This is a genomic window from Aureimonas sp. AU20 (genome assembly GCF_001442755.1).
Lineage (GTDB): Bacteria > Pseudomonadota > Alphaproteobacteria > Rhizobiales > Rhizobiaceae > Aureimonas.
In genome coordinates, this window is sequence record NZ_CP006367.1 from 1,781,068 (window position 1) to 1,806,943 (window position 25,876).

Genomic DNA, 25,876 nt, shown 5'->3' on the forward strand with positions numbered 1-25,876 from the left:
AGGCGGGGGAGACCCCGCCTCTTTCAGTTGGGGCGCACGGCCTCGCCGAACAGCGTGTCCAGCGGCAGTTCGCTCCGGCTGATCGGCGTGCGCAGGACGATGTAGCTGAAATATTTCGCGATGCCGATGTTGCGCTCCAGAAGCGCTTCGATCACGTCCTGATAATGCGGCAGGCCGCGCGTGACGAATTTCACGAGATAGTCGTAGCCGCCCGACACGAGATGGCACTCCATCGCTTCCTCGACGCCGCGCAACGTCTGCTCGAAGCGCTGGAAATACTCGCGCGTGTGGCCGGTCAGCGTGATTTCGGTGAACACGGTCACCGTTTCGCCGAGCTTGGGCAGGGCGACATGGGCTCCATAGCCGGTGATGTAGCCGCTCTGCTCCAGCCGCTTGACGCGGAACAGGCAGGGGCTTGCCGACAGGCCCACCGCGTCCGCCAGCGTCACGTTCGTCATGCGACCGTTCTTCTGCAGCTCGATCAGGATCTTCATGTCGATCCGGTCGAGCTTGATGGGGGCCTGGCTCACGTCGTCGTCCTCGCGCTGCGGGGGAGGGCATCCCTTGCGGAAAGCCGCTCCTGCCGATAGCGCAATCCGCCCTTGAGGTGAACAGCCTAGCGAGCGGCTGGCGGGCAAGGTCAGGCCGCGACGTTGGCTCTCCATGTCTTTGGCACCTCGGGCCGGCCCGTGAGATAGCCCTGCACCGCGTCGCAGCCGAGTTCCTTCAGAATGTGAAACTGCTCCTCCGTCTCGACGCCCTCGCCGAGCGTCGCGATGCCCATGTCCCGCCCGAGCTGAGTCACTGCGCGCAGCACGGCCATGGAATTGCGGTCGCTCGAAGCGGCGGCGACGAAGCTGCGGTCGATCTTGACTCGGTCGAGCGGCAGATCGCGCAAATGCGACAGCGAGGAATAGCCGGTCCCGAAATCGTCCATCGAGATTTTTACGCCGAGCGCGCGCAGGTCTTTCAGAACATGGGCGAGCTGTTTCTCATCCGAGACGATGGCAGTTTCCGTGAGTTCGACCTCGAGCCGCGCCGCCGGGAGGCCGCTGTCCGCGAGGGCCTGGGCGACATGGGTCATGAACATGGGCGAGCGGAACTGCAGCGCCGAGACGTTGACGGCGACATGCTGATGGATCGGCCAGCCCGCCGCCGCGCGGCACGCCTCTTCCAGCACCCATTTTCCGATCGGCAGGATCATGCCGGTTTCCTCGGCCAGCGGAATGAACTCGGCCGGTGAGATCGGGCCATGCTGAGGATGGTTCCAGCGGATCAGCGCCTCGTTGCCGATGGGCGACCGCGTGTGGATGTCCACCAGCGGCTGATAGGCGAGAACGAACTGGCGCTCGTCCAGGGCAGTCTTGAGGTCGAGTTCACGCTGGGTGCGGTCCGCCAGGGCCTCGATCAGTCCCTTGGTGTAGCGGGACACCTGATTGCTGCCGCGACGTTTGGAATCGCGCAGGGCCGCGTCGGCCAATTGCATGAGTTCATCGGGCGTTCGCGCATTGTCCGATGCGCAATGGCCGACATTGCATCCGAGGGTCAGCACCTGGCCCTTGATGGCATAGGGCGAGCGCAGGGCGATCACCACGTCGTCGCCCATCTGCAGCGCGTTGTCTCGCTTCCCGAAGACGAGCATCGCCATCTCGTCCCCGCCGACACGGAACACCAGGGCATCGGAGCCCGCCAAGTGCCGCAACCGGTTCGCGACCTCGATCAGAACCGCGTCCCCGACCCTCTTGCCGTGGTTCGAATTGACGAGCTTGAAATGGTCGAGATCGACAAGGAGCAGCTTGAACCAGCGATCGCTGGCGAAAGCCTCCGACAGGTGCGCCATCAAAACGTAGCGGTTCGGCAGGCCGGTCAGCGCGTCCCGGAACGCCGGGTTGAACAGCCGCCGGTTGAATCTTTGCGCCAAGCGCTCGTCGATGAGATAGCAGGCGATCCCGGTTGCGACGAGCAGTAAGGCGACCATGGCGACGGCCATCGTTGTCGCCAGACGCACGACCTCGTCGGGCGCCGTAGCACCTGCCAAGGGCACGACCTCCAAAGCCGAAACCAAGGCGGCATGAGAGGCCAAGATGGCGAGGATCGCGCAGAGGATCGATGGAATGCGCGTCTTGCGCCAAGTGCGCAGGGCCATGATGGCCAGAAACCAGAACAGGATGGGAAGCGCGATCGAAAGAAGAAGCTGGCCTTTATGCCAGATCACCAAGCCCCCGACCTGATGCCCGATCAAGCTGGTGTGATGCATGGCCGGGATCGACAGCCCCAGAAGCGTCGCGCCGATAAAGGCCGGGCCCAGGCTCCGGGAGCGGATCGTCACGCCAAGCCCGAGTGCTGTTCCGACAATCGCGACCGCTGCGGAGCCTATGGTGGAAAGAGGATTGAGCGTGAGGCCCATCTCCGGCCGAACGCCGAGGGTGACGATGAAGTAGGTCGCCCAGATCATCGCCCCGGCATAGAGCGAGGCCAGGGACAGCCATCCCGAGCGCGCGCACTGCTTGGCTTCATAGGCATGCTGCGCAAGCGATATGGCAATCGTCGATCCGAAGGCACAAAGGGCCGCACCGACGAGAAAAGATCCGAACGTATGGTCGTCTGCCAGGACGGTGAGAAGCCGCATGTCTTTCCCCTACTAAGGGAAGCATGCGACAGGATCGTTGAAAGAGTCCTATACGCGCTCGTCAAGGTTTTGACATCGAGAGGAGAAACGAGCGACAGATAGCCGTTCGCCGTCACTTCCAGCTTCCAAAACTATGCTAAGGTCGCTGCGCAATATGCTTCGTATTCCTTACGGAAAGTCGTGGCGGTTTGGATCGATCGTCCTGCGCATCTTCCCCGGCACGGCCCCGCCTTCAGAGCCACTTCTTATGGCGGAAATACATCAGAGGCAGCAGCGCCGAGAGCACCATGATGAGCAGCGCCATCGGGTAGCCCAGCGCCCATTTCAGCTCGGGCATATGCTCGAAGTTCATGCCGTAGATCGAAGCGACGAGGGTCGGCGGCATGAAGCCCACGGCGGCGACCGAGAAAATCTTGATGATCGCGTTCTGCTCGATCGAGATCATGCCGACCGTGGTGTCGAGCAGGAAGGTCGTCTTGTTGGACAGGAAGGACACGAAGTCGTTGAGCGAGGCGACGTCGCGCGCCATGGCCTTCACCCGCAGCTTCAGCTCCTTCTGCGGCTTGCGGCGGTCCATCACCAGCGACAGGAAGGGCAGGAGCCGGTCCATCGTGGCCAAGCTTTCCCGCGTGCGCGACGACAGGTCGCCCGCCGCGCCGAGGCGCTTCAGAAGCTGCTTGAAGTCGGCGGTCGCGGTCGGCGTGTTGGTGTCGGAGGAGCGGAAGATGTCGGTGCCAATCCGATCGAGATCGGTCGCGATCTGCTCCAGCATGTCGGCCATGCGGTCCACCACGGTTTCCAGAAGGCCGACGGCGATCGAATCGGCGGTCGGTCCCTTGGTGCGCGAGGGCTTGGGGGGCGCCGGCGGCGGGCCGTAATGGTCGGGGCTCGGCAGATGGCCGCTCTTGCCGCCATCGGCATTGCCTTCGCGGCAGAGCTTGGTCGAGAAAATCTGGAAGGAGCGAGGGTTGGTGTAGCGCAGCGTCAGAAGGCGGGGGCCAGCCAGAATGAACGTGACGGGGCCGAAATCGGGCTTGCCCTCGTCCAGCCCGTAGACGATCGACGCGGTCATGAAGTCTCCGCCGTCCTCGGAATAAAGACGGCTCGACACCTCGATCTCGCGCATCTCCTCGCGCGTTGGAACTTCGAGGCCACACAGTTCCTCGATCGCCTTTTCCTCTTCAGGCGTCGGGTTGCGCATGTCCAGCCACACGGCTTCGGGCGGAATCTCGTCGGCCCGCACGGCTCCATGGCGGCGAACCTGAGAGCCGAACACCGTGTAGGCATCGATCATGAGCCACTATCCTTGCATCGCACGCATTTCGTCGGGTGGTCCGAGACGGCGTGAGCGCCGCCGCCACGGCGGAACGGCGCGCTTCGCGACGGCGATATAGCTCCGCGGCGCGTCCATGCGCCACCGACTTTCTCGGCGAGCCTCGGAAGGCGGCGGCTTCGCGCAAGCCGCCGCCTTCCGATACGACGCAATTGTATCAGATGAATGGCGCGAGCGCGGGGACCGAAGCGATGGCGCGCGAGACCGTCGCCTCATCCGTGTGTGCCTTGGAGAAGGCCACGAGCTCTTCTCCGACGGTGCGGATCTGGCCCATGTCCAGGCCGAGGCCCATGAGCTTGGCGCCGAGCGCCATGATGCCGCCGCCGAACTCCGTGTCGCCGGCCGCGCCGATCGCCTCATCGGCGCCGGGCGTCTCAGCGATCATGGTCTCGACGGCGGGGTCGTCGCTCTGCGAGCGCAGGAAGGCAAGGATGTTGCCAACGGCCTCGCGCGCCGTTTCGGGCGTGAGGGAGGCCGATGCGCTAAGGCGGTCGTAAAGGTCGGACATGGGAAAACTCTGAACGGGTTGGACGGGCCGGTCGGCGCGCCACAGTGTCAGCGCGCGGAGCGCGGTGCAACGGGGAACGAGGCCGCGCGTTTCGGCGCAGCCTCGCGAAAATAGCGATCGTCAGGAGCCCGAGATCAGACCGTCGCGCCGCCCGGCTGGTTCACGATCACCGTCGCGCCCTGGTCGGCGCGATTGTAGAGATCGATGATGTCGTGGTTCATGAAGCGCACGCAGCCAGACGAGACGGCCTTGCCGATCGTCCACCATTCCGGCGTGCCGTGCAGGCGGTAGAGCGTGTCCTGCCCGTTCTGGAAAAGGTAGAGCGCGCGGGCGCCCAGCGGGTTCTTGAGGCCGGGGTCCATGCCCACCCCGCGATACATCTCGAGCTCGGGCTGGCGGTCGATCATCTCGTTGGGGGGCGTCCAGCGCGGCCATTCGCGCTTGAACTGTACGCGGGCGCGCCCTTCCCAGGCGAAGCCCTCGCGGCCGATGCCGACGCCGTATCGCATGGCCGTGCCGCCCGGCTGGATCAGATAGGCGTAGCGCGTCGGCGTATCGATGATGATGGTGCCCGGCGCTTCCGGCCCGGTATAAGCGACCTGCCGGCGCAGGAACTGAACGTTCATCCGCTTCAGGTCGATCGGCGGGATCTCGTAGCCGCCGTCGGAGATCGGGCCATAGGCCGTCGCGTATTCCGGGGGGATGTTGCCGGGAAGGCCGCCAAAGGCGGAAAGGTCGGCGATCTGCGCGCGGGGCGAACTCACGCAGCCTGTCAGCGTCGCAAGGGCGCCGAGGCCAAGGCCAGAGAGAACCGCGCGGCGAGGCACGGGGCGGGAAAAGGGATTTTGTGTCATCGTCCAGCCGGGAAGGGGGACGGAGGTCGGCTTTCTATGAAGCCTTCGGGCCTCCGGCCCTGGTTGTTGTCGTTGCGCATCAACGTCGAACCGGGCGGTTCGTTCCATGAAACGCGCCTGAAGCCAATTGCGACCGGCATTGCGGCAAGCCCGCGGCGTGGACGAGGCGGGGCTACGTGCGGGCTTCGAGTGCGGCTTCCATGTAACAGGGGAGCGGTGTGACAGGGGACGGTTCGGGTTGTAGAAAACGGCCGGCAGGATTGACGGCGCGCCGACGCCGGGCCCCGAGTGAAAGGCAGACCCATGGCAGACGGTTTTTCGCGCACCTTCACCTTTTTCGACGGCCAGTGGCTGGAAGGCAATCCCGGTCTGGTCGGGCCGCGCTCGCACGTGCTTTGGCTTGGCTCGTCGGTTTTCGACGGGGCGCGCTGGTTCGAGGGGCTGGCGCCTGATCTCGATCTGCACGCCGCGCGGGTCAACCGCTCGGCCGAGGCGCTGGGCCTCAGCCCGAAGATGGCGCCGGCCGAGATCGTCCGGCTGACGCATGAAGGGCTGGGAAATTTCAGCGGCGAGACGGCGGTCTACATCCGTCCGATGTACTGGGCCGAGGACGGCGGCTACATGGGCGTGCCCGCCGACCCCGAGACGACGCGCTTCTGCCTTTGCCTCTACGAATCGCCCATGATCGCGCCGGCCGGGTTTTCGCTGGGCGTCTCGCCGTTTCGCCGCCCGACGCCCGAGACCATGCCGACGCTTGCCAAGGCCGGCTGCCTTTATCCCAACAACGCACGAGCGATCTTGGAAGCCAAGCGGCGCGGCTTCGACAACGCGCTGGTGCGCGACACGATCGGCAATGTCGCGGAAACCGGCACGTCCAACATCTTCATGGTGCGCGACGGCGCGGTGTTCACCCCCGTTCCCAACGGCTCGTTCCTCAACGGCATCACGCGCCAGCGCGTCATCCAGTTGCTGCGCACTGACGGCATGGAGGTGGTGGAAGCCAGCCTCTCGGTGGAGGACTTCCTGTCGGCGGACGAGGTCTTCTCGACCGGCAATCATTCCAAGGTCGTGCCCGTCGTCGGGCTGGAGGAGCGCCGCTTCGAGGCGGGGCCGGTCGCCGCGCGGGCACGCGAACTCTACTGGCGCTTCGCCCGGGAGAACGGAAAGGCGGCGCGAGCATGAGTTTTGGAACGCAAGGCGGCTGACATCGGCGCCGAGAGGCCCTAGCTAAGGACCCGGCTCGTAAGCCCGGCGGCCCGCGATTCGCGACTTGTGGCCGCGGGCCCAACCAAGGAGACGGACATGGCCTTCACGCTTCCCGAACTGCCTTACGCCTATGACGCGCTGCAGCCCTTCATGTCGAAGGAGACGCTGGAGTACCATCACGACAAGCACCACCAGGCCTATGTCGACATGGGCAACAAGCTCGCCGCCGAGGCGGGCCTCGCCGACGCCTCGCTCGAAGAGATCGTGAAGCAGTCCTTCGGCAAGAACCAGCCGCTCTTCAACAATGCCGGCCAGCACTACAACCACATCCATTTCTGGAAGTGGATGAAGCCGAACGGCGGCGGCAAGTCCCTGCCGGGCAAGCTGCAGACGGCCTTCGATTCCGATCTCGGCGGCTACGACAAGTTCCGCACCGACTTCGTCGAAGCGGGCAAGGGCCAGTTCGGTTCGGGCTGGGCCTGGGTCGCGGTGAAGGACGGCAAGCTTCAGATCGTCAAGACGCCGAACGGCGAGAACCCGCTGGTGCACGGCGCGGAGCCGATCCTCGGCGTCGACGTCTGGGAGCATTCCTACTACATCGACTACCGCAACGCCCGCCCGAAATATCTCGAGGCCTTCGTCGACAGCCTCGTGAACTGGGATTACGTGCTGGAGCGCTACGAGGCCGCTACCGCCTGATCCGCGCTTAGCGCCGCATACGCCAAGCTTCGAGCCCCGTCTTCCTTTGGAAGGCGGGGCTTTTGCCCTGGGAAGGTTGCGACGAAATTTCCGCCTTCTCCCGCCCTTTCACATGGACGGCGGGTGAAAAACGGGCTTTCATCCAATTGGAACGATTCCATTTGGCCGAGAGCCCGGAGTGATTGCCATGCGCCTGTCCGCCCTGATCGTGGGACTTTGCGTCGCCGCCTCGGCCGCCCTGCCGGCATTGGCGCAGAACGAAAGCGTCATCCGCGAGCGCCAGCAGTTGATGAAGAACAACGGCAAGGCCTCGCGCACCGCGTCCGAGCTCATCAAGGGCAGCCAGCCCTTCGACGCCGCCGTGGCGGCGGGCGTGTTCCAGACGCTGAACGACGACGCGAAGAAATTCGCAACGCTCTTCCCCGAGGATTCCAAGACCGGCGGCAAGACCGAGGCCTCGCCCGCGATCTGGGAGAAGCCGGCCGAGTTCAAGGCGGCGAACGACAAGTTCATTACCGAGACGCAGGCCGCGATCGACGCCAAGCCCGCCGATCTAGAAAGTTTCAAGGTGGCCTTCACCAAGGTCGCCGCCAATTGCCAGGGCTGCCACCAGCAGTTCCGGCAGCGCTGAGCGGAGCGCCTCTTGCGGCGCCGACCGGTCTTCGCGCTCTTGGCCGGCGTCGTCGCGGTGGTCGTGGCCGGCGCGTATAGTCTCCTGCGTCCCGTGCGGCTCGAACCCGCCGCCATCGCGCAGGAAGGCTCGGGCGACGCCGGGCGGGGCGAACGCGTGTTCTGGGCCGGCGGCTGCGTGTCCTGCCATGCAGCGAGCGTAGCGCCGGGCGCCGAGGCGACAGATCGCCCGGTTCTCTCCGGCGGCCCTCCGCTGGTGACGCCCTTCGGCACGTTTCACGGCCCCAACATCTCGCCCGATCCTGAGCATGGGATCGGCCGCTGGAGCTTGGCCGACTTCGCCAATGCCCTCCAGCGCGGGGTCGATCCGGCGGGGCGCCATCTCTACCCCGCCTTTCCCTACACGTCCTATTCTCGCATGACGCCGGCGGACGTGGCCGATCTCTACGCTTTCCTGCGCACGTTGCCGCCCTCGCAGGCGGATGCGCCGCCCAACGACCTGCCGTTCCCCTTCAACTTGCGCATCTCGCTCGGCCTGTGGAAGGCGCTGTTCCTCAACCCCGAGCCGGTCGTAACCCTGGCCGCCGATGCGTCCGACGCGGTACGGCGCGGGCAATATCTCGTGGAAGGGCCGGGCCATTGCGGGGAGTGCCACACGCCGCGCCGTCTCAGTGGCGCAGGCGGGCTGGACACCTCTCTCTGGCTGGCGGGCGGTCCGGCGCCGGAAGGCGACGGGCGAATTCCCAACATCACGCCGGGCGGCGAGATCGCCGACTGGAGCGAGGACGATCTCGTCAATTATTTCGAGACCGGCTTCACGCCTGATTTCGACAGCGTCGGCGGCTCGATGGTCGAGGTGCAGCACAATCTGGCGCGTCTGCCGAAGGAGGATCTCCAGGCCATCGCCGCCTATCTTAAGGCGGTGCCGGCGATCGAAAGCGACGCTCAGTAGCGAGGCGAAGCGCTTCGGAGGCGGCCGCAGCCGCCTCCGACTTCCAGCCTCAGAGCCCGGCCTTGCCCATGAGCTTCAGCGCGAAGCTGTAGATCATGGCGATCTCGTCCAGCTTGGCGAAGCGGCCCGAGGCGCCGCCATGGCCGGCGCCCATATTGGTGCGCAGGATCACGGGGTTGGCGTCGGTCTTGCGGGCGCGCAAGCGCGCCACCCACTTGGCCGGTTCCCAATAGGTCACGCGCGGGTCGGTAAGGCCGGCGAGCGCCAGGATGGGCGGATAGGCCTTGGCCTCCACATTGTCATAGGGGCTGTAGCTCGCGATCACCTCGTAATCGGCCTCCGACAGGATCGGATTGCCCCATTCCGGCCATTCCGGCGGCGTGAGCGGCAACGTGTCGTCGAGGATCGTGTTGAGCACGTCGACGAAGGGCACGACGGCGATGATGCCACCGAACTTCTCCGGCGCCATGTTGGCGACCGCGCCCATCAGCAGGCCGCCCGCCGAGCCGCCCTGCGCCACGATCCGGTCATGGCGCGTGAAGCCCTCGGAGACGAGATGATCGGCCGCCGCGATGAAGTCGGTGAACGTGTTGCGCTTGTGCTCGCGCCGACCCGCCTCGTACCAGCGAAAGCCCTTGTCCTTGCCCCCGCGAATATGGGCGATGGCGTAGACGAAGCCGCGATCCACAAGGCTCAGCACATTGGTGCTGAATGAGGCCGGGATGGAATGGCCGTAGGAGCCATAGCCGTAGAGCATCAGCGGCGCCGAGCCGTCGAGCGCGACGTCGCGGCGATAGACTAACGACACCGGCACGGTCTCGCCGTCCGGCGCGGGGGCGAAGATGCGCCGCGCGACATAGAGGGCAGGGTCGTGGCCGGACGGCACTTCCTGCGTCTTCAGGAGGCGGCGCTCGCGGGTTTCCACGTCGTAGTCGAAGGTCTGGTTTGGCGTGGTCGGCGAGGAATAGGAGAAGCGGATCGAAGTCGTGTCATATTCGTAGGTGCCGCCGAGGCCCAGCGAATAGGCCTCTTCCTCGAAGGCGACGGAATGCTCGGCCCCGTCGGCCAAGCGGCGCACGACGATGCGCGGCAGGCCGTCGCGCCGCTCCAGCCAGACGAGATGGCGTTTGAGGACGAGATGCGACAGGATCAAGCGCCCGTCCTCGTGCGGCACGAGATCGGTCCAGTTCTCGCGGCTCGGCGCGTCGGCCGGGGCGGTGACGATCTTGAAGTCCCGCGCGTCGTCGGCATTGGTCAGGATGAAGAGCGTGCCGTTGCCCTCGTCCACGTCGTATTCCAGCCCCTTCTCGCGGCGCGACACGAGGCGCGGCTCGGCGGCCGGGTTGGCGGCGGGGATGAGCCAGGCTTCCGACGTCTCGTGGTCGTGAATGTCGATCACGACATAGTCGCCGCTCTGCGTCTTGCCGACGCCCATGAAGAAGCCGGTGTCGGTTTCCTCGTAGACCAGCGGATCGGCGGCCGTTTCGCTTCCCAGGGCATGGTAGAAGACGCGGCTCGGCCGGTGGTTGGCGTCGAGTCTGGTGTAGAAGAAGCCGTGCGAGCGCGCGTCCCAGGTCGCATCGCCGCTCGTGTCGCTGATGCGGTCGGGCAGGTCGGCGCCGGTCTCCAGATCGCGCAGGGCGATCTCGTAGAATTCCGAGCCCTTGTCGTCGAAGCTCCAGGCGAGCCTTGAGTGGTCGGGCGAATGCTCGACGCCGCCGATCGAGAAATACTCGATGCCGTCCGCCTCTTTATTCGCGTCGAGCGTCACCTGCTCCGACCCGCCTTCGCGCTTCACGCGGAAGAAGCGGGGATATTCGGCGCCAGCCTCGTAGGCGACGCCGTAGCTATAGGGACCATCGGGGGAGGGGACGGAACTGTCGTCCTCCTTGATGCGCCCGCGCATCTCGGCCACGAGCTTGGCCTTCAGCCCCTCGACATCGGCGAGCGCGGCGTCGGCATAGCGGTTCTCCGCCTCCAGATGGGCGCGGATCATGGGGTCGAGCAGGGTCGTGTCCTTGAACATCTCCTGCCAGTTGGCGACGCGCATCCAGCTGTATTCGTCGGTTCGCGTGCGGCCATGCGCGGAAAGGTCCACCGGGCGCTGCGGCGCGCGGGGCGGGGCGGGAAGGTCGGCACGGAAGACTGAGGACATGAACACACCGTAGGACGCGGACAGAATCAAGCCGCCGGAGCTTTCGTCCGGCGGGCGGCAAAGGCAAGCCGAAAGGGCTAGATCGACGAGGCTTCAGTCCTGGTCGAACTGCAGCGCGTAGCCGTTCATGCAGTAGCGCAGGCCCGTCGGGCGCGGCCCGTCCTCGAAGACATGGCCGAGATGGGCGTCGCAATCGGCGCAGCGCACTTCGGTTCGTGTCATGAGGAAAGAGCGGTCGACATGCTCGCTCACCGACTCGCGCTCGACCGGCTCGTAGAAGCTCGGCCAGCCCGTGCCGGATTCGAACTTGGTCTCCGAGCGGAACAGCGGCTTCTCGCAGCACACGCAGCGATAAAGGCCGGGCGCCTTCTGGTCCCAGTTCGGGCCGGTGAAGGGGCGCTCCGTCCCGTGACCGCGCGCGACCTTGTATTGTTCGGGTGTCAGGATCTCCTGCCACTCGGCGTCGGTCTTCTCGACCTTCAGGGAATGTTCGCTCGCGCTGGCCATGGACCGGGCCTCCTCCGTCTCGTTGCGGGAGGAGGTAGGGCTGCGGACGGCCGATCACAAGCCGGTCAGATCGCCCCGCTACCACCCTGCGGAGCATTTTCTAGGCCGCTTTCGACTTGATCGAAGCCCGGCGCGACCTAATGTTGCGGTCGTTGGAAGCGGCCCAGAGGGCGGTGCATCGAGGAAACGCTGAGCCGGTATGAACAGCCTGTCGAGTGGACTTCTTTATCTCGTGCTCGCCCTGCCGTTCATCGGCGCCCTCGTAGCCCCTCTCTCGCTGATCGCTCTTGGTCGTTTCGGTTCCCTGGTTCTGGCGTGCTTCCCCGTTGGGGCGCTGGCGATTCTGTTTCAGCAGAGCGCGCAGGTGCAGAGCCGCGTGCCGATCCTCTTCGGCTTCGACTGGATTCCGAGCTTCGGCGTGCGCTTCGCCTTTCGGCTCGACGGCCTGTCCTTCGGCTTCGCCTTCCTGATCCTGTCGATCGGCGCGCTGGTTGTGCTTTATTCCGGCGGCTACATGCCCAAGGGCTCCAAGCGCGGCCGGTTCTTCGCCTATATCCTGATGTTCATGGGCGCGATGCTCGGCCTCGTCCTGTCGGACGACCTCATCACGTTCTTCGTCTTCTGGGAGCTGACCTCGATCACCTCCTTCCTCCTGATCGGCTTCAATTTCGAGAAGGAGGCGGCGCGGCGTGGCGCCATGCAGGCGTTGGTCATCACCGGCGGCGGCGGCCTGGCGCTGCTGGCCGGCCTGCTTCTCATCCGCGAGGCGACGGGCCTCACCAGCCTGACGGCGCTTCTGGAGCAGCCGGAGGCGGTGAAAGCCTTGTCGATCTATGGCCCGGCGCTGGTGCTGATCCTGATCGGCGCCTTCACCAAGTCGGCCCAGATGCCGTTCCACGTCTGGCTTCCCAACGCCATGGAAGCGCCGACGCCTGTCTCGTCCTACCTTCATTCCGCGACGATGGTGAAGGCCGGCATCTACCTTCTCATGCGGCTGTTCCCGGTCATGGGCGGAACGCTGGCCTGGGAGCTGATCCTGCCGCTCTTCGGCGGCGTGACGCTGGTGATCGCGGCGATCCTCGCCATGCGCCAGAGCGACATCAAGCTCATGCTGGCCTATACGACGGTCGCCTCGCTCGGCCTTCTCGTCATGCTGATCGGCATCGGGACGGAGCTCGCGATCGAGGCGGCCGTCCTCTATCTCTTCGCCCATTCGCTGGCCAAGGCCTGCCTCTTCATGGTGGCGGGGTCGATCGACCACAGCGCCGGCACGCGCGACATTCGCGCCCTCGGCGGTCTTGCCCGCAAGATGCCGCTGACCTTCGCCGCCGCCGTTCTCGGTGCCGCCGCCATGGGCGGCCTGCCGCCGCTCTTCGGCTTCCTCGCCAAGGAGGAGGTCTATGCCGCGACCGCGACGCTGGACCTGAAGGGCGTGTTGACCACGATCGCCGCTGTTTCGGGCAACGCGCTGATGTTCGCCGTGGCGCTGGTGGTCGCGATCAAGCCATTTGCCGGCACGATGCCGAGCGGGCTGCGCAAGGCACATGAATCGACGCCGCTGATCTGGATCGGGCCGATCGTGCTCGGCGTCGTCGGCCTGCTCGCTGCGATCTTCTCGCAGACCACGCACCAGTTCATTTCTAATCCCATGTCGCCGCCAGGGCTCGACGGGGCGGTGGCGGTGGACATCGCGCTCGGCTTCCATTTCGGCCCGGCACTGATCCTCTCCATCGTCACGGTCGCGGCGGGCGTCGTCCTGTTCCTGCGCGCCAGTCAGATGCGCTCGCTGATCGCCGATGCGCTCGGGCGCATCGGCTGGGGGCCGGACAAAGGCTTCGATCAGTTGATGCGCGCGCTGGTCGTCGGGGCCTTCCATCTCACCGTCAAGCTCCAGCCCGGCCGGCTCGACATCTACATGAAGGTGACGATCGCGGTGATCGTGGCGACGCTCTGGATCACCATGATCTGGGCCGGCTCGCTGCCGACGCGCCCGGCCATGCCCGATCTCTATTTCTACGAATGGGGCGTGATCGGCCTCGTCGTGCTCGGCGCGGTCGTGGTGGTTCTCGCCAACAACCGCCTGACGGCGATCGTCTCGCTCGGCATTCAGGGCCTTGCCGTCGCGCTTCTCTTCATGCTGCTCGGCGCGCCGGACCTGTCCTTCACCCAGTTCATGGTGGAAATACTGTCGGTCGCCATCCTCGCGCTGGTGATGACGCGGCTGCGGCTGATGCCGGCCGACCGGCGGCCCTGGCGCAACATCGTGCCGGAAGCGGCCCTGGCGATCGCCGGCGGCCTCGGCTTCGCGCTCTTCCTTCTGCACATCACGCAGCGCCCCTTCGACACGGTGATCGGCGACTTCTACACCCGCTACAGCTACGTCATCGCGCACGGCCGCAACATCGTGAACGTCATCCTGGTGGACTTTCGCGGTGTCGACACGATGGGCGAGATCGCCGTGGTGCTGACCACGGGCGCCGCCATCCTGGCGCTGGTGCGCATCCGCGCCGTGAAGACGAGCGACACGCGCTTCTCGCGCAAGCGACGCCGCCGGGCAGGGGAGTTGCAGCCATGAGAACCCTCATCTTTCGTGTCACGGCCCCCTATCTCACCGCGCTGATGCTGCTCTTCTCGCTTTTCGTCCTGCTTCGCGGGCACAATGAGCCGGGCGGAGGCTTCATCGGCGGGTTGATCGCCTCCTCCGCCATTGCGGTCTACGGCATGGCCTGCGGCGTCGACGCGGTGCGCCGCGCGCTGCATTTCCACCCGATCGCTTATGCCGCCTTCGGCCTCATCGCCGCCGTCCTGGCCGGCTTTCTGCCGCTGTTCGGACGGGCGCAGTTCATGACCGGGCTCTGGGTCTTCGTTGACATCGCCGGAAGCGAGCTGGCCCTATCGACCACGCTTCTGTTCGATGTCGGCGTGTTTCTGGTGATCGTCGGTGCGATCAGCGCGATCGCCCTGTCGCTCGAAGAACGCTATTCGGACTGAGGAGAGAGCCCCATGGAAGTCGCCCTGGCCGGCCTCGTCGGCATTCTCTTCTCGATCTCGATCTACCTCCTGATCTCGACTTACATCATCCGCATGCTGCTGGGCGTGGTGCTGCTCGGCACGTCGGTCAATCTCTCGGTCTTCGTGGTCGGGCGGATCGGGCCGATCGCGCCGCCGCTCATTCCCAACCATCTGGAAGTGCCGCCGCAGGCGATCGCCAATCCGCTGCCTCAGGCGCTGATCCTGACGGCAATCGTCATTTCGTTTTCCTTCTTCGTCTTTCTGCTCGTGCTCACCTATCGCGCCTATCAGGACCTGGAGACCGACGACACCAACGACATGCGCGTCGCCGAACCCGAGAACGAGGGGCTGCCGCCCCTCGGCTACTGAGGCATTTCCGATGAAGACCAATTCATCGCAAATGATCCAGGGTTCCGATCTTGCCGCATCGTCCGACGGCAAGGCTTATTCGCCTTGCCGGGAAATGCTCTAGGAGGCCGCCATGGACGAGACCCGCGACTACATCGCCGAGGCCATGGTGTTCGGCACCTTTCGGCCCGACCAGTATCTCCTGATCTTGCCCGTGCTGATCTGCTTCGTCTTCGCGGCGGGGCTCCTGATGATGCGCCGGCGCATGGACCGCCATCCCATTGTCGCCATCGCCGGACTGGTTCTTCTGCTCGTCTGCGACCTCGCGCTGCTCGTGCGCATCGCCGAGGGCGGGCCGATCTCCATGGCCATGGGCGGGTGGAAGCCGCCCTACGGCATTTCCTTCACGGCCGATCTTCTCAGCGCCTTGTTCCTGTCGGTGGCGGGCTTCGCGGGCCTTGCCTGCGGCATCTATGCCGGCGCCTCGATCGATGCGGAGGGGCGGCGCTACGGCTTCTATCCCTTCCTGTTCATGGTCATGGCGGGCGTCTCCGGCGCCTTCCTGACCGGCGACATCTTCAATCTCTATGTCTGGTTCGAGGTGATGCTGATCGGCTCCTTCGGGCTCCTGATCCTCGGTTCGGAGCGCGAGCAGCTCGACGGCGCGACCAAATACTGCTTCCTGAACCTCATCGGTGCGACGCTCTTCCTGCTGACCATCGGCTATCTCTACGGCGTGTTCGGCACGCTCAACATGGCCGATATTGCGGTGAAGTCGGCGGCGCTGGAGGGCAACGGCGTCCTTCTCACCATCGCCTCGCTCTTCCTCGTCGCCTTCTCCATGAAAGCGGCGGCCTTCCCGCTGAATTTCTGGTTGCCGGCCTCCTATCACACGCCACGCTTCGTCGTGTCGGCGTTGTTCGCGGGCCTTTTGACCAAGGTCGGCATCTACGCGCTGATCCGCGTCGTGCTCATGCTGTTTCCGCCCGAGCGCGGCGGGCTCGGCTTCGTCATCGCCTGGATGGCTGCGCTCACCATGCTGATCGGCGCGCTCGGCGCCCTGTCGCAGACCGACCTTCGGCGCATGTTGAACTATGTCGTGATCGCCGGTATCGGCACGATCCTCGCCGGCCTCGCCATTCCCCCGGTCATGGAATCTCGCACGGTCGCCATCACCACAGGCGCTGCCGGCGTGCTGCGTGAGGCGGCGGAAGGGGCGGGTTTCAACAACGGCGTGTCGCTCGACGGGCCGCTCGCCACCGGCCTGTCGGGCGCGGTGTTCTACGCCCTCCATTCCGTCGTGGTCATGACGGCGCTCTATCTCGCAGCGGGCGTCGCGGCCTTTCGAAACGGCTCGTCCTCGCTGCATGAGATGGGTGGCCTCTGGAAGCGCCATCCCCTGTTCTCGGCCATGTTCCTCGTGCTGCTGCTCGGCGTCTCCGGTCTGCCACCCTTTTCGGGCTTCTGGCCTAAGATGCTGCTCGTGCGCGCGGCCATCTCGGCCGATCTTCCTTGGCTTGCGGCCTCGGTGCTCGTCTCCGGCTTCCTTCTGACCATCGCCTGCATCCGCGTCTTCTCGCTGGCCTTCTGGCGGCCTCTTCCGGCGCTGGCGGAGGCGGGCGAGGGGCATCCTCCGGAAGAGGTGTTCCGCGCACCGCAGCCCGGCCGCCCCTTGGCGCTCATTCCGCTGGTGGCGCTGTGCCTCTTCGTCGTCGTGGTCGGCGTCTGGCCGGAGCCGCTGGCCGAACTCACCTATGAGGCCGCGCATCAGATCCTCAAGCCGAGCGCCTATCTCGCCGTGGTTCTGGGGGGAACGCCGTAATGAATCCCTTCGTCGCCAACCTTCTCCTGGCCTTGGTCTGGCTGGTCATCACCGGTGGCTTCAGCCTCGGCAATCTCATGTTCGGCTTCTTTCTCGGTGCCGGATCGCTCTTTCTGATCCGCGAGCAGATCGGCGCTCAGGGCTATTTCCAGCGCGGCCGCAAGGTTCTCGGGCTCATTCTCTTCCTGATCTACGATCTCGCCGTGTCGGCCTGGCGCGTCGCCAACGTGGTTCTGGCGCCCAAGCTCGACGTGCGCCCCGGCGTCTTCCTCTACAAGCACCGGGTGGAGACCGACTTCGAGATCGCCCTCCTGTCCAATCTCGTGGGGCTGACCCCGGGCACGCTGATCTTTGACCTGTCGGAGGACGGTTCGACGCTCTTCGTCCACGCGCTCGACTGTTCCGATCCGGACGAGCGGCGACGCGAGATCGCGGAGGGCTTCGAGCGGCGCATTCTGGAGGCGTTCCGATGAGCTTCGCGCAGTTCTCCGAACGCTTTCTCGATATCGCGCTCACCGTGGCATTGTTCTTGCTCTGCGTTTCCTTCCTCTGCACGGTGATCCGCATCTGGAGAGGCCCGACCTTGCCGGATCGTGTGCTCGGCCTCGACGTGCTGACCTCGTCCTCGATCGGCTTCATCGCCGTGATCGGCATCGACACCGGCTTCACGCTTTATGTCGACATCGCTATCGCGCTCGGCCTCGTCGGCTTCCTCGCCACGATCTCGTTTGCGCGTTTCATCATGGCGCGCGGCGACACAGAGCGCTCGCCCGTCGCCGCCGCGACGGAACCGGAAGCGGACCTGAAGCTTCTCGGCGAGAAGGACCAGATGCCATGACGGCGGCGATCGGTAATATTCTGGCGGGCATCTTCGTCGTCATGGGCGCGCTCTTCGCGCTGGTCGCCTCGATCGGCATCCTGCGCCTGCCCGACTTCTACACCCGCATCCATGCCGCCTCGAAGGCGGGAACGGTCGGCTCCGTCCTGGCGCTTGTCGCGCTCGCCATCGTCTCCGTGCAAACGGCCGAAGTGCTGCGCGCCATCGCCGCCATCGTCTTCTTCTTCCTCACCGCGCCGATCTCGGCCCATCTTCTGGGCAAGGCTGCCTATTCGGCGGGATATCGCATGTGGTCGGGCTCGGTGCTGGACGAGATGGACGAGGACTTGGAAGCGCCGCCCAGCGCCCTGACGCAGGGCGACGACAGGGAAACGGCCTCCTGGCCGGCCGATCCCAACCGTCGCTGATCGCCGATCGTTTTCCAACCGACAGCCCAAGCTCCGATTGGTGGTGGTCGGGTAGGAAAGGCTGCTTGCCTCGCCGGCTATTTCGGGCTGAGAAGGGCGGAAACGCTCTAATCCCGGCAGACTGGAAAAACATTTATGATGCGATGGCCCTTCCGAACCGCCCTCGGCTTTGCCGGCCTGTTCGGCGCGGCAGGAACCGCAGGTGCGGCCTATGCCGCACATGGGGGAGGGGATGCGAGCCTCGCCGCAATCGCCGCCGCCATCGCCTTCGTCCACGCGCCGACGCTCCTGGCGCTCGGCCTTGCCGGCGAGCGGCTGCGCGGTGCGGCTCTGCCGATCCTCGGCCTGATCGCGGGCGTGCTTCTGTTTTCGGGAGATTTGGCGATGCGATTGGCAACCGGAGGCCGGCTCTTCGCCATGGCCGCGCCGACCGGCGGCACGGTGCTGATCCTGTCCTGGCTGCTGCTCGGCGTTCTCGCCCTGCTTCCCGCGCGTGGCGGGAAACTTTGATCGCGTAAGCGCTTCGCCGCCGACTCGTGATGGGCGGCGAAGGCGTTGGGGTCAGCGCGCCGGCGTCGCCGGTGTGGCGGCGGCCGCCTCCGTGGGGGCGGCAAGGGCGGCGGCCGGACCGCTCTTGATCGCGTTCAGCAGGCGTTCGGCGAGCGCTTCGTAATTGCCGTCGAAATGGTGCCCGCCCTCGATCGAGAGTTTGGCCGCATCGGCCAGCTGCGGCGCGAGGCAGGCGGTGTCCGCTTCGTCCTCGGTGCCGTAGATGCAGAGCAGCTTGGAGACGGGAACGGCTTTCAGTGCGTTCACCACGTCGCTCGCGCCCGTCGACATGCCGAGCCAGCCACCGACGGAAATCTCGAAGCCCGTCTTCTGCGAGGGCGCGAGAAGGCCGATCAGGTCGATCCGGTCGGTCCAGATCTGCGGTAGCTTGGGATAGGCGAAGGGCAGCGTGTCGGCGCCGAAGGAATAGCCGAGCAGCGCTACCGGGACGCCCGGCTTCGGATTGGCCTTGCCGAGCATAGTTTCCATGTCGGTCGCCATCTGCTCCGGCGTCTTTTCCGACCAGAAATAGCGCAGCGCGTCGACGCCGATGACCTCGACGCCATGCTCGCTCAGCCAATCGCCGATCGTCTTGTCGAGATCGCGCCAACCGCCGTCGCCGGAGAAGAAGAGCGCCACCGCGATCGGCTCGCCCTTGGGCTTGGTGACGATGATCGGCAGGGCCGAATTGTCGGCTTGGCTGATGTTGTCGGCCGCCGCGACCACGGCGTCCAGGGCGGTCGCCGGGTCCTTCGCCACGACGGTCGCGGCCTTGTAGGGCGCGGTTGGGGCAAGGTCGGTCGAATGGCCCTCGGGCTCGATGAAGACGAAGGGCTGAATCAGGTCGGCTGTGCGATCGTAGGCGAAGCCGCCGCGCCCGGCGGGCGTCGCCTTGGCGCCGGCGCAGACCGGAAGCGTCGAGCGGGCCGAAGGGGCGGCGTTCAGCGCGACGCCGCCGGCCATGGTCGCCGCCGGCGTGTCGGCCACCGCCGCATACGCGACCGTGCCGCCCACGCCGCGCCCGACCACGACGGGGTGGAAATAGGTCTGAAGCTCCAGGGCGCGCAGGGCTTCCTTAGCGATGCCCTCGATGTCCGAGCCGAGATAGATGCAGTCGTCGCCGTCCTCGATCCCTTCCTCCAGCGCGGCGCGCCAGCGAACGAGATCGATCTGCACGACGATCTGTCCGCCGTCCACGAGCTTGGCCGCCAGCTCGCGGTCCTCGCGCGCGATCCCGCCCTCGTCAGACAGGAGCACGGTCAGGCCGACCGGATCGCTGTCCGGCTCGAAGACGGGAACCCCGGCCATGTTTTCGTAGGTGACGACGGCGGCCGGCACGGCGGCGGCCGCGTTGCTCTTGACGCGCGACAGAAGAACGCCGGCCCCCACCCCACCCAGAAGGATCGGTGTGAGAAGTGCGGCAAGAAGAAGAGGGGCTCGCTTCATGAATCCTGCTTGGGTCGGCCGGAGATAAGGGTCGTCACGTCTACCAGAACCTTGGCTGTGTCGAAGCCGCCGGGACAGACGAGGTAATGCGGCGTCCAGACGGGCGCGAATTTCTGCTTGAAGGATTTCAGCCCGTCAAATCGATAGAAGGAACCGCCGCGCCGATAAAGGAAGGAGCCGAAACGGTTCCAGCGCGAGGCGCCGCGCCGGTCCACCAGGCCCGACAGGGGCGCGGCGCCCAGGTTGAACCACTTGTATCCCTCGTCCTTCGCATAGAGCATGAGCTTTGCGAAGAGCGCGTCCATGATCACTTTCGAGACATTGGGCAGGAAGCGCATCAGGTCGATCGAAATTTCTTCCTTGTTCGCGCCGCGCCAGATATTGGCGAAGGCGACAATGGCCCCGTCCTTCTTCAGGACAGCCATGTCGAAATGCGAGAGGTAGGCTCGGTCGAAATAGCCGAGCGAGAAGCCCTTTTCAGTGCCGGACTTCATCTCGAGCCACGCGTCGGACACGGCGCGCAACTCATCCATGCTGGCGACGACCTCCTCGCGCGAGATCACCGAGAAGACGAGGCCTTCGCGCTCGGCCCGGCGCGTCGCGGTGCGAAGGTCCTGCTTCTTGGCACCTTCCACGGAGAAGGTGGTGAGATCGACGCGGGCGACCTCGCCGAGCTTCAGGGCGACGAGGCCCATGTCGAGAAACAGCGGCAGGCTTTCGGGCGAGACTTCGTAGAAGACCGGACGCTCGGCCTGCGCATCCGCCAAGTCGCGGAAGGCCCAGGCCAGATCGTGCACGACCTCGGGGGGGCCGATCGGCTCACCCAGCGCGATCAGGCTGCCGCCCGAGCGCGCGTACATGACGAAGCCGCGCTTGTCCGGCGAGAAGAGGAAGCGCTTGTCGCCCAGGAGCGCGAGCGCCGCGTTGGTGTTGGGCGAGGCGTCGACGATGGGCGACACGTCGTCGGGAATGCGGCTGCGGCGCTGGATGCGGTCCGTCCGGCGGTGGATGGCGACGTCAAGCCCGACGAAGGCGATCACCACGAAGGCGACGACGCTGGCGCGCAGGAAGCGCGGCGCGTCCGCCGAGAGGGCGAAGTCCCACCACATCGTGTTGGCGTATTCGACATGGCGATAGGCGAAGAAGCCGAGCCAGACGCTGGCGATCACGGTTGCCGAAACCGCCGCCAGCCAGCTCCAGTTGACGGCGAAGAGGCCGCGCATGGATCGACGGTAGAAGGCGTGGCGGAAGCCGATCAGAAGGCCGGCGACGAGAACGAGGACGAAGGCCTCTTCCCAGTCCAGACCCTTCGAGATCGAGAAGACGGCGCCGGCCACGAGCAGCCCGAAGGCCACGACCCAGGCGCGCCAGAGGCGCTTGGCGAGACCGCGCGAGACCACCAGAAGCGCGACGCCGACGAAGCTCGCCGCCAGATGCGACATCTCGATGAAGGGCAGGGGGACGAAATCGCTGAGAAGATCGAGGCGCGTCGCCTGGCCGGGCGTCGCGCCCGAGAAGAGGAGAACGAGACCGCCGCCGAAAGCCAAGACCGCCGTGGCCGGCGGGACCATAGGCTCCAGCGCGCGAGAAAGTTCCTTCATCGGCCCCTTCATCACGCCGCGCCGGCGCACCGCCTCCACCACGAGAAGGCCGGCGACCGTCACCAGAAGCGGCAGCAGCGTGTAGATCAGGCGATAGACCAGGAGCGCGGCCACGACATCGGCGCGCTGCGACAGGCCGAGGCTGGCGATGATGGTCGCCTCGAAGGCGCCGAGGCCGCCGGGCGCGCTGGAGGCGACGCCCACCACCACGGCCACCGAGAAGACCAGAGCGAAGAGAATGAAGCTGTCGACCGTGTCGGCCGGCATGAGCACGTACAGCGTCGCGGCGGCCGCGCCGACATCGATGATGCCGGCGACGAGCTGGACGATGGCGCCCTTGTGCGAGGGCAGGGGCAGCGTGAACTTGCCGAAGCGGGCCGTGCGCTCGCCGCCCGACAGCCAGACCACGAAGCCGGCGACCAGCGCCACGAGAATGATGCCGATCGCCGCGTCCACCACCGGGCCAGCGTCGCGGAACACGGGAACGCCCTGCGGATCGACGATCAGCGCGACGCCGAGCATGATGGCGAGCGCGAACCAGAGCGCGAACCAGGACGTACCGACGATGCGGCCGATATCGGCAAGCTCGATACCGCCCGACTTGTACACGTGGTAGCGCAGCGCGCCGCCGGTCAGCAGCGGAAAGCCGAGCGCGTTGGAAATGGCGTAGCCGGCCGCACCGACCGTCGCGGCGACGGGCTTCGACACGCGCCCCGGCGCGATCGTCTCCACCGCCACCACGTCGTAGAGCGAGACGGCGGCGAAGGAGATCACCGTGAAGACAAGAGCCAGGATCAGGTCCAGACCCGACACCGCGTTCACCGCGCCGCGAACCTGATCGAGCGTCAGCGTGTGGACCATGCTGCCGAGCGCCGCGAAGGCCGCCACTGTGATGGCGAGCCCCAACGCGGCGGGGACATATCTGCGCCAGGCGCGAGCGGAATGACGTTCGGCTTTGGCCTCGGTGGTCATGTCGATTCCCAATGGTCCCGCATTGTCCGGCCATACCGGAGCGATGGGCATTTACCCCGTCGCACCGCTTGAGCAAGCCCATGCGGCGCGATTGCGTAAATTTCAGGACGGACGCTTATCGATCGAGCATGAAAATTAGATGCATTGCCGCAAGGAAAGGCAGTCATTTCTTTATTTTTGACCAAACGATAAAAACTTTTGACGACCTTGAATCTTCGAAGCATTCTGATCTGGAACGGTTCGAAACTCGGGGCCGACGGGGCGCCGAAGCCTTCCGCCGTCATGCCGCCATCGCCTTTCGGACCGCCGCCTCCGGCGCTGTCGAAAGCGCCGTGCCATCTCGTCCAGAAGGGTTTCCCATGTCCGAAATCCGCATGACCTCTCCCGACATCGCCGCCGGTCGGCTCGGCCCCGATCTGCTCGCCCAGGGCTTCTCCGACATTCATCCGCCGCTGGAGGCGCACGAGGCGCTGGTGGAGGCGGATCGCTGCTACTTCTGCTTCGATGCGCCCTGCATGCAGGCCTGCCCGACCTCGATCGACGTGCCGCTGTTCATCCGCGAGATCCAGGCGGGCAACCCGGTCGGCGCGGCCAAGACGATCTTCCAGGCCAATATTCTGGGCGGCATGTGCGCCCGCGTCTGCCCGACGGAAACGCTCTGCGAGGAAGCCTGCGTGCGCGAGGCGGCGGAGGGCAAGCCGGTGCGCATCGGCCTGCTTCAGCGCTTCGCCACCGATCACCTGATCGAGGCGGGGCGGCATCCGTTCGAACGCGCAGCATCGACGGGCCGCCGCATCGCCGTGGTCGGCGCCGGGCCGGCGGGCCTGTCCTGCGCCCATCGACTGGCCCAACTCGGCCATGACGTCACCCTTTACGACGCGCGGGAGAAGCCGGGCGGCCTCAACGAGTACGGCATCGCCGCCTATAAGGCGACCGACGGCTTCGCCCAGGCCGAAGTGGACTTCATTCTGGCGATCGGCGGCATCACGCTGGTCAACGGGCGTGCACTCGGGCGCGACCTGCATCTGGACGAGCTGCGCGAAAGTTTCGACGCGGTGTTTCTGGGGTTCGGCCTCGCCGGCGTCAACGCGCTCGGCCTCGAGAGCGAGGCGAGCGCCGGCGCGCACGATGCGGTCGCCTGGATCGCCGAGCTGCGCCAGACGCGGGACCTGTCGGATCTGCCGGTCGGGCGGCGCGTCGTGGTGATCGGCGGCGGCATGACGGCGGTGGACGCAGCCGTGCAGGCCAAGGCGCTGGGCGCGGAAGAGGTGACGCTCGCCTATCGGCGTGGCCGCGAGAGCATGAACGCCTCGCTCTACGAGCAGCAGATCGCGCAGACGCGCGGCGTGCAGATCCGTTGCCATCTCGCGCCCCGCCGCATCCTCGCCGAAAACGGCCATGTGCGGGGCATCGAGATGGAGCGAACGCGCCTCGTGAATGGGCGCCTGGAGCTGATCGGCGAGACGGTGACGATCGAGGCCGATCAGGTGTTCAAGGCGATCGGCCAGCAGTTCCGCCTGGAAGGGCTGGAGCCCGAGGCGGCGGGGCTGGTGCTGGAAGGCGGGCGCATCCGCGTCGATGCCGAGCGGCGCACCAGCCTGCCCGGCGTCTGGGCCGGAGGGGACTGCGTGGCCGGCGGCGAGGATCTGACCGTCGTCGCGGTCGAGGACGGCAAGCGCGCCGCGCTTTCGATCGACGCGGCATTGCGAAACGCGGCCCTCACGACCCCTGAGCAAGCCGCATCCCCGCCGGCCTTCGCCGCCGCCGCGCGCTGAGCCTCACCCCGGACGATTGGGAACCCAAGATCATGGCCGACCTCGCGACCGACTTCATCGGCATCCGCTCGCCCAACCCTTTCTGGCTGGCCTCCGCGCCGCCGACCGATAAGGAATACAATGTCCAGCGGGCCTTCGAGGCCGGCTGGGGCGGCGTCGTCTGGAAGACGCTGGGCGAGGGCGACCCTGTCGTCAACGTCAACGGGCCGCGCTATGGCGCGATCCACGGGCCGGACCGCCGCCTGCTCGGCTTCAACAATATCGAGCTCATCACCGACCGCTCGCTGGACCTCAATCTCGAGGAGATCGCCCGAGTCAAGCGCAACTGGCCTGACCGCGCCGTGGTCGTCTCGCTCATGGTGCCCTGCGAGGAGCGGAGCTGGCAGGCGATCCTCGCACGCGTCGCCGATACGGGCTGCGACGGGGTGGAACTCAATTTCGGCTGCCCGCACGGCATGTCCGAGCGCGGCATGGGCTCGGCCGTGGGCCAGGTGCCCGAGTATATCGAGATGGTCGCCGCCTGGTGCAAACAGCATTCCAGCCTGCCGGTCATCGTCAAGCTGACGCCCAACATCACCGACATCCGTTATCCCGCCCGCGCGGCCAAGCGGGGCGGGGCCGACGCGGTCTCGCTCATCAACACGATCTCCTCCATCGTCTCGATCGACCTCGACAATTTCGCGCCGACGCCGACGATCGACGGGCGCGGCAGCCATGGCGGCTATTGCGGACCGGCGGTGAAGCCCATCGCGCTCAACATGGTGGCCGAGATCGCCAGGGACCGCGAAACATACGGCCTGCCGATGTCCGGCATCGGCGGCATCACCACCTGGCGGGATGCGGCGGAGTTCATCGCGCTCGGCTGCGGCAACGTGCAGGTCTGCACCGCAGCTATGACCTATGGTTTCAAGGTCGTGCAGGAAATGACGGCCGGCCTGTCGGACTGGATGGACACGAAGGGCTATCGCACCATCGAGGATTTTCGCGGCCGTGCCGTGCCCAACGTCACGGACTGGCAGTATCTCAACCTGAATTACGTCACCAAGGCCCGCATCGACCAGGACCTCTGCATCAAGTGCGGGCGATGCCACATCGCCTGCGAGGACACGTCGCATCAGGCGATCACGAATCAGGTGGACGGACTGCGCCATTTCGAGGTGATCGACGCCGACTGCGTCGGATGCAACCTCTGCGTCAATGTCTGCCCGATTGAAAGCTGCATCACGATGGAGCAGATCACCGGCCATGATCCACGCACCGGCCTGCCCATCCCGCCGGACTATTCCAACTGGACGGTGCATCCGAACAACCCGTTGAAACGAGAGACGATTCAGTTCGCGCCCGAGCCGATGGTGCTGCCCGACGCGGCGGAATGACGGACGGAAGCCTCGTCGTTCGTATGAGCGCATGGCGTGTGGTCAGACTCTCGGCGCGCCGGGTACGGCGGCCTTTTCTCTATCAATTTCCGGTGTCTTCCCGTCGATGCGACGATCCCAAGCAGCCCGGCTGTAACGGAACACTAATGTCATGATGCGAAGCTCGGGGTGAAAGTCGAAGATGGTCGGCCATCGATTGGTCGATCGTCGGCAGGAGCATGAGTTGGTGTTGTGAAATCGATAAACGCCAAACTTCT

General features: G+C 65.8%; 23 protein-coding genes. 14 read left to right on the plus strand and 9 right to left on the minus strand.

Annotation, left to right across the window (positions count from 1 at the left end; translation table 11 throughout):
- Positions 1–23: 23 nt before the first annotated feature.
- From M673_RS07815 to M673_RS07835, 5 genes are all read right to left on the minus strand, one after another.
- On the minus strand, positions 24–515 hold the full coding sequence (locus M673_RS07815; protein ID WP_202814298.1) for an Lrp/AsnC family transcriptional regulator: 492 nt from the start codon (positions 513–515) through the stop codon (positions 24–26).
- A 125-nt stretch (positions 516–640) separates the two neighbouring features.
- Positions 641–2,629, minus strand: a complete 1,989-nt coding sequence (locus tag M673_RS07820) for a putative bifunctional diguanylate cyclase/phosphodiesterase (protein WP_061975079.1) — start codon at positions 2,627–2,629, stop codon at positions 641–643.
- Between the two features lie 232 nt (positions 2,630–2,861).
- Positions 2,862–3,923 carry a magnesium transporter CorA family protein gene (locus M673_RS07825; protein WP_061975081.1) on the minus strand — a complete coding sequence of 354 codons (1,062 nt, stop codon included), beginning with the start codon at positions 3,921–3,923 and terminating at the stop codon, positions 2,862–2,864.
- A 196-nt stretch (positions 3,924–4,119) separates the two neighbouring features.
- A complete protein-coding gene (locus M673_RS07830) occupies positions 4,120–4,470 on the minus strand; it encodes a hypothetical protein (RefSeq protein WP_061975082.1) in 351 nt (116 codons plus the stop codon).
- Between the two features lie 134 nt (positions 4,471–4,604).
- Positions 4,605–5,324, minus strand: coding sequence for a L,D-transpeptidase (locus tag M673_RS07835; protein WP_061975084.1), 720 nt, complete (start codon positions 5,322–5,324; stop codon positions 4,605–4,607).
- A 303-nt stretch (positions 5,325–5,627) separates the two neighbouring features.
- Here M673_RS07835 and M673_RS07840 point away from each other — a divergent pair, with 303 nt between their 5' ends.
- From M673_RS07840 to M673_RS07855, 4 genes are all read left to right on the plus strand, one after another.
- A complete protein-coding gene (locus M673_RS07840; RefSeq protein ID WP_061975086.1) occupies positions 5,628–6,506 on the plus strand; it encodes a branched-chain amino acid aminotransferase in 879 nt (292 codons plus the stop codon).
- Positions 6,507–6,626: 120 nt separating this feature from the next.
- Complete coding sequence (locus M673_RS07845) at positions 6,627–7,229, plus strand: superoxide dismutase (protein WP_061975088.1); 603 nt, start codon at positions 6,627–6,629, stop codon at positions 7,227–7,229.
- Positions 7,230–7,416: 187 nt separating this feature from the next.
- Complete coding sequence (locus tag M673_RS07850; protein WP_061975090.1) at positions 7,417–7,860, plus strand: c-type cytochrome; 444 nt, start codon at positions 7,417–7,419, stop codon at positions 7,858–7,860.
- A gap of 12 nt (positions 7,861–7,872) precedes the next feature.
- The gene (locus M673_RS07855) at positions 7,873–8,811 is read left to right on the plus strand and encodes a c-type cytochrome (protein WP_061975092.1); all 939 of its coding nucleotides are present in this window, start codon (positions 7,873–7,875) and stop codon (positions 8,809–8,811) included.
- 49 nt (positions 8,812–8,860) lie between these two features.
- Here the strand turns inward: M673_RS07855 and M673_RS07860 are convergent, their stop codons facing one another.
- Positions 8,861–10,966, minus strand: a complete 2,106-nt coding sequence (locus M673_RS07860; protein WP_061977727.1) for a S9 family peptidase — start codon at positions 10,964–10,966, stop codon at positions 8,861–8,863.
- A 93-nt stretch (positions 10,967–11,059) separates the two neighbouring features.
- Positions 11,060–11,473, minus strand: a complete 414-nt coding sequence (gene msrB / locus M673_RS07865) for a peptide-methionine (R)-S-oxide reductase MsrB (protein WP_061975094.1) — start codon at positions 11,471–11,473, stop codon at positions 11,060–11,062.
- A 199-nt stretch (positions 11,474–11,672) separates the two neighbouring features.
- Here msrB and M673_RS07870 point away from each other — a divergent pair, with 199 nt between their 5' ends.
- The 8 genes from M673_RS07870 to M673_RS07905 all read left to right on the plus strand — a co-directional run bounded on the left by M673_RS07870 (position 11,673) and on the right by M673_RS07905 (position 18,410).
- Positions 11,673–14,048: a putative monovalent cation/H+ antiporter subunit A gene (locus M673_RS07870; RefSeq protein ID WP_061975096.1), complete on the plus strand. Its 2,376-nt coding sequence runs from the start codon at positions 11,673–11,675 to the stop codon at positions 14,046–14,048.
- A complete protein-coding gene (locus tag M673_RS07875) occupies positions 14,045–14,464 on the plus strand; it encodes an MnhB domain-containing protein (RefSeq protein WP_061975098.1) in 420 nt (139 codons plus the stop codon). The genes M673_RS07870 and M673_RS07875 overlap by 4 nt, the downstream gene beginning before the upstream one ends.
- A 12-nt stretch (positions 14,465–14,476) precedes the next feature.
- Positions 14,477–14,854, plus strand: coding sequence for a Na+/H+ antiporter subunit C (locus tag M673_RS07880; protein ID WP_061975100.1), 378 nt, complete (start codon positions 14,477–14,479; stop codon positions 14,852–14,854).
- Between the two features lie 112 nt (positions 14,855–14,966).
- Positions 14,967–16,655, plus strand: a complete 1,689-nt coding sequence (locus M673_RS07885; RefSeq protein WP_061975102.1) for a proton-conducting transporter transmembrane domain-containing protein — start codon at positions 14,967–14,969, stop codon at positions 16,653–16,655.
- Complete coding sequence (locus M673_RS07890; protein ID WP_061975104.1) at positions 16,655–17,128, plus strand: Na+/H+ antiporter subunit E; 474 nt, start codon at positions 16,655–16,657, stop codon at positions 17,126–17,128. Before M673_RS07885 ends, M673_RS07890 begins: the two co-directional genes overlap by 1 nt.
- Positions 17,125–17,493, plus strand: a complete 369-nt coding sequence (locus M673_RS07895) for a cation:proton antiporter (RefSeq protein WP_061975107.1) — start codon at positions 17,125–17,127, stop codon at positions 17,491–17,493. The genes M673_RS07890 and M673_RS07895 overlap by 4 nt, the downstream gene beginning before the upstream one ends.
- On the plus strand, positions 17,490–17,900 hold the full coding sequence (gene mnhG, locus M673_RS07900) for a monovalent cation/H(+) antiporter subunit G (RefSeq protein WP_061975109.1): 411 nt from the start codon (positions 17,490–17,492) through the stop codon (positions 17,898–17,900). The genes M673_RS07895 and mnhG overlap by 4 nt, the downstream gene beginning before the upstream one ends.
- A 135-nt stretch (positions 17,901–18,035) precedes the next feature.
- Positions 18,036–18,410 (plus strand): DUF423 domain-containing protein, encoded by a 375-nt coding sequence (locus M673_RS07905; protein ID WP_061975111.1) that lies wholly within the window; start codon positions 18,036–18,038, stop codon positions 18,408–18,410.
- A gap of 51 nt (positions 18,411–18,461) precedes the next feature.
- On the opposite strand, the gene M673_RS07910 is transcribed toward M673_RS07905, so the two are convergent.
- Positions 18,462–19,895, minus strand: coding sequence for a virulence factor family protein (locus tag M673_RS07910; protein WP_061975113.1), 1,434 nt, complete (start codon positions 19,893–19,895; stop codon positions 18,462–18,464).
- Complete coding sequence (mprF, locus tag M673_RS07915; protein ID WP_061977728.1) at positions 19,892–22,468, minus strand: bifunctional lysylphosphatidylglycerol flippase/synthetase MprF; 2,577 nt, start codon at positions 22,466–22,468, stop codon at positions 19,892–19,894. The genes M673_RS07910 and mprF overlap by 4 nt, the downstream gene beginning before the upstream one ends.
- Before the next feature lie 359 nt (positions 22,469–22,827).
- On the opposite strand from mprF, the gene M673_RS07920 reads away from it, so the two are divergent.
- Together M673_RS07920 and preA are read left to right on the plus strand one after the other, a co-directional pair.
- A complete protein-coding gene (locus tag M673_RS07920; protein WP_061975115.1) occupies positions 22,828–24,243 on the plus strand; it encodes an NAD(P)-dependent oxidoreductase in 1,416 nt (471 codons plus the stop codon).
- Positions 24,244–24,275: 32 nt separating this feature from the next.
- Positions 24,276–25,619 (plus strand): NAD-dependent dihydropyrimidine dehydrogenase subunit PreA, encoded by a 1,344-nt coding sequence (gene preA / locus M673_RS07925; RefSeq protein WP_061975117.1) that lies wholly within the window; start codon positions 24,276–24,278, stop codon positions 25,617–25,619.
- Positions 25,620–25,876 lie beyond the last annotated feature (257 nt).

Coding starts and splice junctions, on each gene's coding strand:
- M673_RS07870 (WP_061975096.1), top strand. CDS start 11,673: ATGAACAGCCTGTCGAGTGGACTTCTTTATCTCGTGCTCGCCCTGCCG.
- M673_RS07860 (WP_061977727.1), bottom strand. CDS start 10,966: ATGTCCTCAGTCTTCCGTGCCGACCTTCCCGCCCCGCCCCGCGCGCCG.
- M673_RS07890 (WP_061975104.1), top strand. CDS start 16,655: ATGAATCCCTTCGTCGCCAACCTTCTCCTGGCCTTGGTCTGGCTGGTC.
- M673_RS07875 (WP_061975098.1), top strand. CDS start 14,045: ATGAGAACCCTCATCTTTCGTGTCACGGCCCCCTATCTCACCGCGCTG.
- preA (WP_061975117.1), top strand. CDS start 24,276: ATGGCCGACCTCGCGACCGACTTCATCGGCATCCGCTCGCCCAACCCT.
- M673_RS07820 (WP_061975079.1), bottom strand. CDS start 2,629: ATGCGGCTTCTCACCGTCCTGGCAGACGACCATACGTTCGGATCTTTT.
- M673_RS07850 (WP_061975090.1), top strand. CDS start 7,417: ATGCGCCTGTCCGCCCTGATCGTGGGACTTTGCGTCGCCGCCTCGGCC.
- M673_RS07830 (WP_061975082.1), bottom strand. CDS start 4,470: ATGTCCGACCTTTACGACCGCCTTAGCGCATCGGCCTCCCTCACGCCC.
- M673_RS07885 (WP_061975102.1), top strand. CDS start 14,967: ATGGACGAGACCCGCGACTACATCGCCGAGGCCATGGTGTTCGGCACC.
- M673_RS07880 (WP_061975100.1), top strand. CDS start 14,477: ATGGAAGTCGCCCTGGCCGGCCTCGTCGGCATTCTCTTCTCGATCTCG.
- M673_RS07840 (WP_061975086.1), top strand. CDS start 5,628: ATGGCAGACGGTTTTTCGCGCACCTTCACCTTTTTCGACGGCCAGTGG.
- M673_RS07920 (WP_061975115.1), top strand. CDS start 22,828: ATGTCCGAAATCCGCATGACCTCTCCCGACATCGCCGCCGGTCGGCTC.
- M673_RS07825 (WP_061975081.1), bottom strand. CDS start 3,923: ATGATCGATGCCTACACGGTGTTCGGCTCTCAGGTTCGCCGCCATGGA.
- M673_RS07905 (WP_061975111.1), top strand. CDS start 18,036: ATGATGCGATGGCCCTTCCGAACCGCCCTCGGCTTTGCCGGCCTGTTC.
- mnhG (WP_061975109.1), top strand. CDS start 17,490: ATGACGGCGGCGATCGGTAATATTCTGGCGGGCATCTTCGTCGTCATG.
- msrB (WP_061975094.1), bottom strand. CDS start 11,473: ATGGCCAGCGCGAGCGAACATTCCCTGAAGGTCGAGAAGACCGACGCC.
- M673_RS07845 (WP_061975088.1), top strand. CDS start 6,627: ATGGCCTTCACGCTTCCCGAACTGCCTTACGCCTATGACGCGCTGCAG.
- M673_RS07910 (WP_061975113.1), bottom strand. CDS start 19,895: ATGAAGCGAGCCCCTCTTCTTCTTGCCGCACTTCTCACACCGATCCTT.
- mprF (WP_061977728.1), bottom strand. CDS start 22,468: ATGACCACCGAGGCCAAAGCCGAACGTCATTCCGCTCGCGCCTGGCGC.
- M673_RS07835 (WP_061975084.1), bottom strand. CDS start 5,324: ATGACACAAAATCCCTTTTCCCGCCCCGTGCCTCGCCGCGCGGTTCTC.
- M673_RS07895 (WP_061975107.1), top strand. CDS start 17,125: ATGAGCTTCGCGCAGTTCTCCGAACGCTTTCTCGATATCGCGCTCACC.